This window comes from Frankia sp. KB5 (assembly GCF_002099325.1).
In the GTDB taxonomy this organism is placed as follows: domain Bacteria; phylum Actinomycetota; class Actinomycetes; order Frankiales; family Frankiaceae; genus Frankia; species Frankia casuarinae.
Genome location: NZ_MRUJ01000280.1, coordinates 1 through 9,965, shown reverse-complemented (window position 1 = coordinate 9,965; position 9,965 = coordinate 1). Strand labels below are relative to the sequence as shown.

Annotated in this window: 15 protein-coding genes; 13 read left to right on the top strand and 2 right to left on the bottom strand. The window is 70.5% G+C overall.

Annotation, left to right across the window (positions count from 1 at the left end; translation table 11 throughout):
• Positions 1-319: 319 nt before the first annotated feature.
• Complete coding sequence (locus tag KBI5_RS22175) at positions 320-1,117, bottom strand: GntR family transcriptional regulator (protein WP_133057113.1); 798 nt, start codon at positions 1,115-1,117, stop codon at positions 320-322.
• Positions 1,118-1,269: 152 nt separating this feature from the next.
• On the opposite strand from KBI5_RS22175, the gene KBI5_RS22170 reads away from it, so the two are divergent.
• The 12 genes from KBI5_RS22170 (at position 1,270) to KBI5_RS22125 (ending at position 7,909) form a co-directional block, all read left to right on the top strand.
• On the top strand, positions 1,270-1,440 hold the full coding sequence (locus tag KBI5_RS22170) for a helix-turn-helix domain-containing protein (protein ID WP_085016345.1): 171 nt from the start codon (positions 1,270-1,272) through the stop codon (positions 1,438-1,440).
• 90 nt (positions 1,441-1,530) lie between these two features.
• Positions 1,531-1,935: a hypothetical protein gene (locus KBI5_RS22165; protein WP_085016343.1), complete on the top strand. Its 405-nt coding sequence runs from the start codon at positions 1,531-1,533 to the stop codon at positions 1,933-1,935.
• On the top strand, positions 1,932-2,438 hold the full coding sequence (locus tag KBI5_RS22160) for a hypothetical protein (protein ID WP_085016342.1): 507 nt from the start codon (positions 1,932-1,934) through the stop codon (positions 2,436-2,438). Before KBI5_RS22165 ends, KBI5_RS22160 begins: the two co-directional genes overlap by 4 nt.
• Positions 2,435-2,710: a hypothetical protein gene (locus KBI5_RS22155; RefSeq protein ID WP_085016341.1), complete on the top strand. Its 276-nt coding sequence runs from the start codon at positions 2,435-2,437 to the stop codon at positions 2,708-2,710. The genes KBI5_RS22160 and KBI5_RS22155 overlap by 4 nt, the downstream gene beginning before the upstream one ends.
• Entirely contained in the window at positions 2,707-3,222 is a 516-nt protein-coding gene (locus tag KBI5_RS22150; protein WP_085016340.1) for a hypothetical protein, read from the top strand. Before KBI5_RS22155 ends, KBI5_RS22150 begins: the two co-directional genes overlap by 4 nt.
• Entirely contained in the window at positions 3,219-3,650 is a 432-nt protein-coding gene (locus KBI5_RS22145; protein WP_085016339.1) for a hypothetical protein, read from the top strand. The genes KBI5_RS22150 and KBI5_RS22145 overlap by 4 nt, the downstream gene beginning before the upstream one ends.
• A 1-nt stretch (position 3,651) precedes the next feature.
• Complete coding sequence (locus KBI5_RS26615) at positions 3,652-3,798, top strand: hypothetical protein (RefSeq protein ID WP_157902570.1); 147 nt, start codon at positions 3,652-3,654, stop codon at positions 3,796-3,798.
• Positions 3,795-4,988 (top strand): hypothetical protein, encoded by a 1,194-nt coding sequence (locus KBI5_RS22140; RefSeq protein WP_085016338.1) that lies wholly within the window; start codon positions 3,795-3,797, stop codon positions 4,986-4,988. The genes KBI5_RS26615 and KBI5_RS22140 overlap by 4 nt, the downstream gene beginning before the upstream one ends.
• The gene (locus KBI5_RS22135) at positions 4,985-5,239 is read left to right on the top strand and encodes a hypothetical protein (RefSeq protein ID WP_085016337.1); all 255 of its coding nucleotides are present in this window, start codon (positions 4,985-4,987) and stop codon (positions 5,237-5,239) included. Before KBI5_RS22140 ends, KBI5_RS22135 begins: the two co-directional genes overlap by 4 nt.
• The gene (locus KBI5_RS28175; protein ID WP_241883099.1) at positions 5,236-6,069 is read left to right on the top strand and encodes a hypothetical protein; all 834 of its coding nucleotides are present in this window, start codon (positions 5,236-5,238) and stop codon (positions 6,067-6,069) included. The genes KBI5_RS22135 and KBI5_RS28175 overlap by 4 nt, the downstream gene beginning before the upstream one ends.
• 8 nt (positions 6,070-6,077) lie before the next feature.
• Complete coding sequence (locus tag KBI5_RS28170) at positions 6,078-7,391, top strand: hypothetical protein (protein WP_241883098.1); 1,314 nt, start codon at positions 6,078-6,080, stop codon at positions 7,389-7,391.
• Between the two features lie 134 nt (positions 7,392-7,525).
• A complete protein-coding gene (locus KBI5_RS22125; RefSeq protein WP_133057112.1) occupies positions 7,526-7,909 on the top strand; it encodes a hypothetical protein in 384 nt (127 codons plus the stop codon).
• A gap of 594 nt (positions 7,910-8,503) precedes the next feature.
• Here the strand turns inward: KBI5_RS22125 and KBI5_RS22115 are convergent.
• Positions 8,504-9,016: a hypothetical protein gene (locus KBI5_RS22115; RefSeq protein WP_085016334.1), complete on the bottom strand. Its 513-nt coding sequence runs from the start codon at positions 9,014-9,016 to the stop codon at positions 8,504-8,506.
• A gap of 119 nt (positions 9,017-9,135) precedes the next feature.
• Here KBI5_RS22115 and KBI5_RS22110 point away from each other — a divergent pair, with 119 nt between their 5' ends.
• Entirely contained in the window at positions 9,136-9,387 is a 252-nt protein-coding gene (locus tag KBI5_RS22110; RefSeq protein ID WP_085016333.1) for a hypothetical protein, read from the top strand.
• Positions 9,388-9,965 lie beyond the last annotated feature (578 nt).

The following is a 9,965-nucleotide window of genomic DNA, read 5'->3' as shown; positions in this document are numbered from 1 at the left end:
GAAGTGGATCTTGTCGGTGCGGTTCTTAATTCACTGGCATTGGGTCTTGGGATGGCGCCTGCACCAAAGCCAGGCGCGCCGAAGAAAGCCCACTCCGCCCCCCTTGCATGTGGCTCTCAGCTTGAGTCGGAGCGTGACGATACGGCTTCCTGTGGAAGAAGTGGCGAGAAAGGGCGGAACAGCCTCCCCGCGAAGGCAAATAAAGTGTTGGCGTTGATCTGCGGAAGGCTTTTGGTTGTCCCAGGGCGTTGGAGTGTCAACGGCGCCCGGGCTTCATGTCACTCCGGGATACGCAGATTCGCGTGCACCCRCATACCCTTCACAGGATCTTGATGCGGTAACCCCGCGCTGCGYGGTCAGCCGGCTGGACGATGTCGCAGATTTCGACGGGCCGCTCACCGGCGAGATGAGTCCGCTCGATTTCCAGGACCCACATCCCGGGTGCGATGTTCAGGGTGCGCCGTTCGTCGCCGGTGGCGGGCCGGGACCGGACGATCTCGGTCACCGTGTCGATGCGGATGCCGATGGAGTCGAAGCGGGCGATGACGCCGACTGGCCCGGTGCCGCCTTCGGGTTCTTCGATAGGTGTGCCGCCGACGATTGCGTACGGCTCCCAGCTTGTGGATAGCTGTACCGGCTGGCCGCTGACCAGGAACTGGTACCCGGTTGTCATTACGTGGTCGCCAGGTTCGATACCGAGCCGGGCCGCGATCCTCTCGTCGGCTCGTTCCCGCCGGGTTGTCCACCGCCAGTCAGGGACGGCGCCCGCTTGCTGGGCGTCGCGGGCGAACGGTGAGGTTGGGCCATCGGGCCGCCGCTGGTATCGGGTGTCTGTCCACTGGATCTCGACCCCTGGCCGACGCCGGACGAACGTCCCGAACGGCGCTTGTCGGTCGATCAGGCCATCGGCATACAACGCCCCTAGTGCCTGCCGGACGGTCGGCCGAGATGTGCCCCACTGTTCGGCGATGTCCTTCTCGCTGGGCAGCTTGGCGCCCTCTGCGAGCTCCCCTGACGCGATCCGCCGTCGTAGATCGTCTTCGATCGCGCGGTACACGCGCCTGCGCTCGTCGGGCGTCATGCAGCAGACGGTAGCGAAGACTGTCTTGACGGTCATGTCCACCTGGCATGGTTACGCATCCGAGCAACTGTCTTGACTGTCTATACCGTCCTGCGTAGCGTCCTCCCCGTCAGATCGACCACATCGACCAAGGGGGCCAAACAGTGCAGGACAGGCCGGCGCCGGAAGGCACCGAGGACTCGGAGTTGATGACTCCGGCAGAAACACAGAAGGCGCTGYGCTGCGGCGCGACGACCCTCAACCGCTGGGCCCGCAACGGCGACATCCCGTCCGTCGAACTACCGGGAGGCCACCGCCGCTACCGGCGGGCCGACATCGCCGCGATCCTCGACGGCCGCCCGACGRCCGACCCGGCGTAGACAGCCCCACACGCAAAACGGCCCCCGCCGGTGTGCAACCACCAGGCGGAGGCCTCGACCCAAACCCCTGACCTTGACAGGAGCCGAACCGTGTCCACCAGCATGCCCGAACCGTTCGCATCGCACCCTGACCTGCTCGCACTCAGCCAGAAAAACGCCGGCTTCACCAAACTCGCACAGCTGGGCGCCGAACTCGACATCCTCTCCGCGACCGCCCGCGACACCAGCAGGCCACTCGCCGACCGGTTCGAAGCCGACGAGACACACCGCGGCGGCCAGCGTGCCCTCCACCACTTCGTGGAGTGGCTGAGCGGCGACAGCCCCCTCGGCGCCCAGCGCATCCACGACACCCGGCAGGCCCTCCACGACCGGCAGGACGACCCCGAACTCGGCTTCGCAGACCGGATCGCAGCCGGCTACCAGCACGCCGGCTACACCCGGGCGTCCGGGCTTCTGATCGACGTCCTCATCGCGCGCCGCGACGCCGACCAGTGACCGCCGCCGTCCAGGTCACCCAAACCCGCAGCCGCGGCAACTCCGACATCTGGCAGGTCGCTGTCGACTGCGGCGCCGACATCCAAGACTTTCGCACCGCCCTCGCCTCCATCCCCACAGGAACCGTGATCAACCGGATCGACTTCGCTGACACCGGATGCCACCTGCGGATAGGCATGACCGGCCCCCACGCCCCCCGGGTACAGAAGCCGTCCCCCCGGCCGCTGATCCCCACCGACGAACTAACCCCGACCCCCGAGGAACTTGAAGCCGCCCGTCTCCAGATCGGTAGCGCATCCGCAATGGGCACCTATGCCGTCGTCGGCGCCCGGTCCGCGGGGCATGCCGGTCTGATCGTCGCCGCGATCCGCAGCGGCAACACCTACTTTGCCGCCGCCGAGCTGCGTTGGTTGCTTGCGCTGGACATGGCGGCCCGGGAGCGTCGCGACGCCCTGGAGTCCACCGAGACCACCCGGCCCGCGCCTGCGGCTGGTGTCCGATGACCGGCACCAGCACCGGCGGCTTCCCGCTGGACCCGCCGACCGATGCCGAGCTGTCCGCGGCACGGGCAACCCTGGCCGACTTCGACCCGGCCATCCGGCACGCCTACGCCGTCGGGGCATTGCACGCGGCTCTGTGCCTGACCTTGGCCGGCGAACCTGTCGGCCCCGCGGTCCGCAAAGCACTGGCCCTGTACGCCGCGCTGAGCCCGGAGGCCCGCCGCGCCTTCCAGCCCACCCCACGCAGGACCAGACCGACAGGAGACCTCTCGTGACCCACCAGGCGACCCGCACCACGGTCGCGACCCGGATGCACACCCGTACCGACCTGATCGCCTCGATGCGCGCCGAAGCCGCCCGCTGCGACAGCCAGGTCGGGATCATCCTCGCCGGGGCGACTGCCGGGTTGGGCTTCGTTGTCACCTCCTGGCCCCCGGCCGGCCTGCCTCTGGCCGTCGCCGCCCTGTGGTGGGCCGGGGTAAGCGCCGCCGTCGCCGGCATCGCCGCGTTGGGCCGGGCGCTGTGCCCGGCCATCCCCCGCCACACCGCAACCCCGGCCGGCGCATACCACTGCTGGCATGTCCGCGCCGCCGCAGCTGCGGGCGTGCTGGGCGCCGTCCTGGACCGCACCCCGACCGCGCTTGATGCCGCCGACCGTCAGGTCACCGCCGTCGCTGATGTCGTCGCCTCCAAATGGGCCTGGAACCGGACCGGTCTACGTCTCCTCGGAACAGCCCTGACCCTCCTCGCCGCAGCCGGGGTCGTCGGACAGGCGGTGGCCCGATGAGGATCGGCCTCGTCCTGCTCGCGGTCGCCTTGGCCGTCGTCATAGTGATCGCGCTGCGCCGTCGTCTGCGTGCGACGTGGGAAGGCACCGACCTCACCGGCTGGCATCCCGCGCACCGCGACCCTTCCGGCGACGTGTGGGCGATCACCCCGCCGTGCGGCTACGGCATGTGGACGCTGTACGCACCCGGCGCGCCGACCCCCGGGCCGTTCCCGTACGCCGGGGTCACCCCGGCCGCCATCCACCCGACCCTCGGATTCGGCGGGGACCACGACCGGCTGCGCCTGGCCGACGTCGAAACGTGGATGCGTCCCTGGGTAGAGCGGGTGTCCGCCGGCCGGGTGGTCGACATGGCCGAAGGCTGGTCCGCGCCCTACGGGCCGGGCGGCATCCAACAGGAGTATGTGATCTACGCGAGGGTGGTCTGACATGGCCGCGCAGCACAGCAGCATCTGCCCTGACGGCTGCGGGCAGACCATCACCGCGCCGACCGGCGCCGACCTGCACAGCATGATCGAGCTGCATCGGACGCTCGTGCACGCCGGGGTCAGCCGCAACGGCGGTGGCCGGCGATGAGCATCTGGTCTGATCAGCGGCGCGCGGACCGGGCCGCTGACCGGGAACAGGCCCGCCTCGACCTGGACGCCGCCGCCGCACGCCGGTCGAAGGCGCGGGCCGAGGCCGACGGGCGGGTCGAGAAGCGGCGCGCCGAGCGGGAAACGTCCCGTACCCGGCGCCGTAACACCCGGAAAGCCCGCCGCGCCGAGCTGGCCGGGTGGGCTTCCGAACACACCGTCGAGTTGCTGGTCTACCCGCTGGCAGTGGTGTGCGCGGGGATGGCGATCCCCGCGATGGCCTACTACGGGTTCCAGCTGTACGGCGGGGTCACCGGTGTTGCGCTGCCCGCCCTGTCCGAGTTGGGGGCGTGGGCGTTCGCCCTTGCCGTGCTGGTCTCCCGGCGCCGAACCCCGGACCGGCCCACCCGGTGGCTGACCGTCGGCATCGTCGTCTTCGCCGGGGTCGGGGCCGCGTTGAACTTCGCGCACGGCGCCACCAGCCGCGGGCCGGTCGCCGGTCTGGTGATGGCCGTCGTCTCCGTCGCCGGGGTCGGCGCCCACCAGCTTGCGGTAGCTGCCCCGCCTCGTTCCCGGGCGGAACGGGCCGCCGCCCGGCATGCCCGTCTCGCTGCCCGGCGGGTGGAGCGGGCCCGCCGGTTGGCGATCCGCCGGGCGGTGGTCGAGCTGGCCGCCGACGGCGGCGCGACCCTCGTCTACGCGCCGGGCCGGTACACCCCGCACCGCCGCCGGCTGATGCCCGCGGTCGTCCCGGGTTTGCCCGTCGACGTGGTGGACGGGTGGGACGCCGGGCTCGCCGAACTGGTCGCCGGTGCCGGCCCGGACGGGCCTGTCGAACCGTCCGGCGCCGACCTGGCCGCCCCGACTCCCGCCGACCCGACTAACGGGGCCGACCTGCGGAAACGTGACGACGAGTCGGGTGGCGAGTCGGGTGGCGTGGCCACCCTCGACCCGCCCGTCCCGGACCAGCCGACCGGGAAGCGACGGGTACGGAACAGTCGGCCGATCGACCCGCAGGCCCGCCGCAAGCTCACCCCCGACGAGGCGTTGGACGCCGCCCGCCGCTACGCCCGCGGCAACGGCCGTCGGGTCACTGCCGACGGGCTTCGCGCGGCGCTGGGTGTCAGCGCGAAAACCGCCCGGGAACTCCGCGACAAGGTCAACACCGAGCTGTTCGGGGACGGGTCATGACCGGTGGTGTGCGGGAGGATCTGCGGTCGCTGCCCTGGCCGGTCGCCGCCGGCCTGGTTGTCCTGGCCGTCGTCGTGCTCGTGCTGCGCCTGACCGGCCTGATGGTCGCTCTGATCGTGGACACCGCCGAACGCCTCGACGTGGCCGCCGCCACCGCGGCCCGGATCGCCCCGCTGGCGGCCTCCATCTGGATCCGGGCCGCCGACCTGGCCGTCCCCCGTGACATGACCCGTGGAGGTGACGATCGATGACCGAACAGCAGCTTGAGGAGGTGCGCGAGGGCACCGTCGTCACCGGCCCGTGGGCGCCTGCCGTCGAAGCCGTCGAGGTGCCGCCGTTCGCCTCGACGGCGGTGCAAGGTGAGGTGCTGCCCGCCAGTCCGGTGCTGCCGCCCCGTGCCCGTATCGGCGACCCGATCCGCCTGCCGGCGTGGGTGACGAGCCGGACAGTGGCTCGGGCGACCGCCCGGCACACCGRCCGGGTCGCCGCCCGGGTCTCGGTCCGCTCGACCTGGCGGGCCCCGGCCGCGGTCRCCCGCGGCACCTGGCGGGCCGGACGGTTCTGGTGGTCCTGGGTCCGCGCCGAGGATCTGGCCGGCGAGCTGCGTGACACCGACAGCGGCAAACTCGGCCGTGAGGTGCTCGTCGTCCGCGACCATCGCAAGGTCCGCTGGTACATCACCGGCGGCACGCTGGCCACCACCGGGGTCGCCGAAGCGGTCGCCGCGGCCATGGTCGGGGACTGGGTGCCGGCGCTGACCGGTGTGGCCGCCGTCGGCGCCGCCGGGATCGCCGGCCGGCACCGTCCCACCCCCGACGGCCCGTCGACGTGGACTGTCCAGCCGGACAACCGGGTGTCGTTGGCCCCGGAGCATCTCAACGCCGCGTTCCGCGCCGCCGGTCTCCTCAAAGGCCCTGACGCGAGCCTGGTGCTGTGCGCGCCGATCGTGCGCGACCGGCTGGACCGCGGCTGGGACACCATGGTCGACCTTCCCCGGGTTGGGGGAAAACCGCCGCCGATGCGATCGGGAAGCTTCCGACGATCGCCGCCGAGCTGGGCGTCGACGAAATCCAACTGTTGATGCGCCGGGTGCGGGCCCACGACGGCGGGCACGGCCGCCGGCTGTCGCTGTGGGTCGCCGACGACGACCCGTACCTGGGCACCCCCGCCCCGTCGCTGTTGATCGACGTGGAACGGTTCGACTTTTGGAAGGCGGTGCCGTTCGGCCAGGACGCCAAAGGGAACCGCATCGACATCCTGCTGCTGTGGCAGTCCGCGTTTTTCGGTGGCCTGCCCCGGCGCGGCAAAACGTTCTCGATGCGGCTGCTGGTCGCCGCGGCCGTGCTCGACCCGTGGGTGCAGATCTGGCTCGCCGACGGCAAAGGCGGCGCCGACTTCCGGGCCATCGCCCAGGTCGCCCACCGCTACGTCTCCGGTGCCGACCCGGAAGACCTCGTCGCGTTTGAGGCGATGCTTGACGAGCTGATCGCCGAGATGTCACGGCGGTTCGCGCTGCTGGCAACCCTGCCGGCCGTGGTGTGCCCGGAAGGGAAACTCACCCCGCAGATCATGCGGCAATACCGGCTACCGCTGATCCTGCTGCCCATCGACGAACTCCAGGAATATTTCGAAGCCGTCGAGGAGGACAAGGACCGTCAGCGGATCATCGGGAAGCTGGCCCGGATCGCCCGCCGCGGACCGGCCGCCGGGATCATGCCCGTCTACGCCTCCCAGCGGCCGGACGCCAAGTCGGTGCCGACGAAACTCCGTGAGATCGTCACCTACCGGTACTCCACCCAGGTCACCGACAAGACCAGCTCCGACATGGTCCTCGGCGACGGGAAGGCGAAAGCCGGCGCGGACGCCTCCACCCTGTCCGAGGAACACAAAGGCGTCGGGGTGCTCGTCACCGGCCCAGCCAGCTTCGTCACGGTGAAAGCCGACCTGCTGGAAAACCCGCAGTTCGAGACGATCTGCCAGCGGGGCCGGGCGTTGCGCCTGGCCGAAGGCACCCTGACCGGGCAGGCCTGCGGGGACATCGCCGCCGCCGGCACCGTCGGCTACCTCATCCCGCCGCTGATCGGCGACGTCATGGAGGCCTTCGGGCAGCGGTCGCGGATGTGGACTGAGGACCTGCTGCCGGCCCTGGTCAACCTCGACGAAGACGCCTACGGGGAGTGGGACGGCACCCGCCTGGCCGACGAGCTGACCAAGGCCGGGGTCGTCCGATCCATGAAACAAGTAAAGATCAACGGTGAGAACCGGGCGGGTTATCTGCTCCGCGACATCGAAGGGGCGATCCCACCCGAAGTCCTCGCCGCCCGCCCGGTAGAGGGATCCCCCTCTACCTTCCCGCCCGGCGCGCCCCCTCTACCCCGACCGGGACCCCACGGCCGGATGTAGAGGGCCCCCACTACCCCGGTAGCGGGCCCGGTAGACCCCTCTGACCTGCGCGGTAGCGGGCGTAGAGGGGGTTCCGGGCCCACACCGCACACCCCCTCCAGGACGGTCCTGGAGGGGCACGAGAGGAGAGCTTCATGTCCGCCAAGTGCACCCGATGCCGCGGCACCCGAATGGTCGGCCGCGGCCGGAACCGGGGCCCCTGCCCGGCCTGCAACTCGGCCGCCGGGGGCGCCGGGGATCGGATCGTCGGTGCCGGACAGCGGCTCGTCGACGGCATCCTCGGCCGCCGCCTGGACGTCGAGGGCCGCCAGCAGACCAGCCGGCCGCACCGGCTCGGCACCGAATCCACAACGACCCGGGCGCCACGCAAGAAGAAGACCGCGGCCCGGAAGAAGCCGACCACCACACCGGCCAGGCCGCTTATGCCGGCCTGCGAAAAGTGCGGCACCCGCAGCCCGCTGAACGTCACCAGCCGCGGCGCTGTCTGCGCCGACGGCTGCCCGGCGAAGGAGAACTGACCATGACCACCTGCCGGCAGTGCAACGGAACCCGAACCCAACCGGACGGCCGCTGGTGCCGCGGCTGCGTCGGTCTCCTAACCCGGCTCGCGCAAACCTCCCCCCGCGGCATGGCAATCGCGGTGAGAGACCAGCAGCAGGTACGTGAGAGAAACCGGCRGAACCGTGCCCGCCGTGCCGCCCGCCGCGCCGAGGACCGGGCCGCACGGACCCTCACCCCGGACGGCACCACCGGCCGCGCGCCGATGCCGAAATGCGAAAGGTGCGGGCAGGAACGGCCGCTCACCGTCAAACGCGGCAAAGCCGTGTGCATCGGCGGATGCGACTGAGCCGATGCGGCCCGGACCGGTGGCGTCGGCGCGGAACTGGGTGCCACCCGCAACCCGGGAGTACGTCCAACGGGTCGATGGGCGGCCCGCCAGCGACCAGCGCGACGGCGCCGCCTGCCCCGGCGGGGCTCGTGGTCTTGATGGTCGCGGGCCCCGTCGTGCTGTTTCCAGGGGTCCGACCCGTTTATGGTCAAAGTGACTTTTATCTGGCGGGTCATGTTGCCGGCGTCGGCAACATGACCCGGCGGCGCGGGCCCCGCCGGGGTCAGCCGACCCAGGTCACCCGGATCGTGTCCGCCACAGGCCTCATGGGGACATCCATGCCGAGACCGGTGAGGATCCGGGTGATCTCTTCCAGGTTCGGGGTTTCCCGCCCGGACGGCACCATTTCCACGTCCCACGGCCCGTAGCTTCCAGGGCCGACGGCCTGAAGGGTTTTCTTCGCCGGTCGGATTGTCCGGTCCGCGGCCCGGCGTGCCTCAACGCCCGCGTTGTAGGCGGCGCAGGCGGCTTCGATCGGCGACGCCGGGGTGTAGGCCTTGGCAGGCTGGAACCGGGTGCGGGTGATGTTCATGGCCCGTGCGGCGGCGTAGGCGGCGACCGAGTCGGCGGAGACGGCGCCGCCGAGGCGGGCGAGCCGTCCGGCGCGCAGATAGCGGTGGACGGTGGACTCCTTGATGCTCAGCTCGGATGCCACGGTCGCGATGCTGATCGAGTGGTCGGCGGGGGCCTGGACTTCGACGGGCCGGACGGTGGTGCCGGTGTCGACGATGGTCATCTGGTGCCCCCTGGCGGTCCGGTGTTCCGACACCACCAAACCTAGGGTTGAAGTAACCCCTTGTCTCTTCGATTCACTCAACAGTCGAACAACTTAGGGTTGCGGCATACTCTGTCCCCATGGGTGACGATGACGAACTCCTCGGCTACACACAGATCGCCGCGTACGCCACCAGCCGCAACCAGCCGATGAAAGCCCAAACCGTCCGGAACTACCGGCAACGCGGACTACTCCCCGCACCCGACGACCTGTCCGTACCCGACCGRCCCCGCTGGCGCCGCGACACCATCACCACCTGGCTCGACAACCGGCCCGGGCAGGGCAAGCGCACCGACCTGCGCGCCAAGCCGTCGGGCTCATCGTCAGCCTGACGGAGAGTTGGCCACCACCGACGGGATATGCGACGGTTCGGCCGGGGAGGACGCGCCACCCTGCGGAGTAGCCATGTCGGGTGCGGACGGCGTAGMTGTCGGGCTCGCTACAGGCGTGTGGGGCGGCCGTAGCAGACCGGGCGCCGGCGATGTCGGCGGAATAGTCGGCCGAGGAGGCGTCGGAGTTGGCCCTGTCGGCTGGGGTCCGCCCGTCCAGACGCCATTGATACACCGCACACCGCCGTAAGGGCCGGCGAACATCAGGGAAGGATCTTCGGTGCAGTGGACACCGACCGGCCACGGGGACGGCGGAACGGTGTACTAATAGGAAAGAAAGTATCTGGACGCGACTACCAGCTGATGTAGGCGAGATGGGGGTCGCCGAAGAAGCCGAGGACGATGCTGGGGTTCTGAGGAGTGAATTGCTGGACCGCGGAGGGGCTGGTTCCGGGCATGCGGGAAGGCGCTGGGAGCCGGGCTTCCAACGCTGGTCTTATCGGTATTCGGTGCGCGTGCTGCGGGTGTTCCTTTCTGTCTGGGGTAGCGGCTATGCCGCTGGTGTGATGGTGACGGTGTAG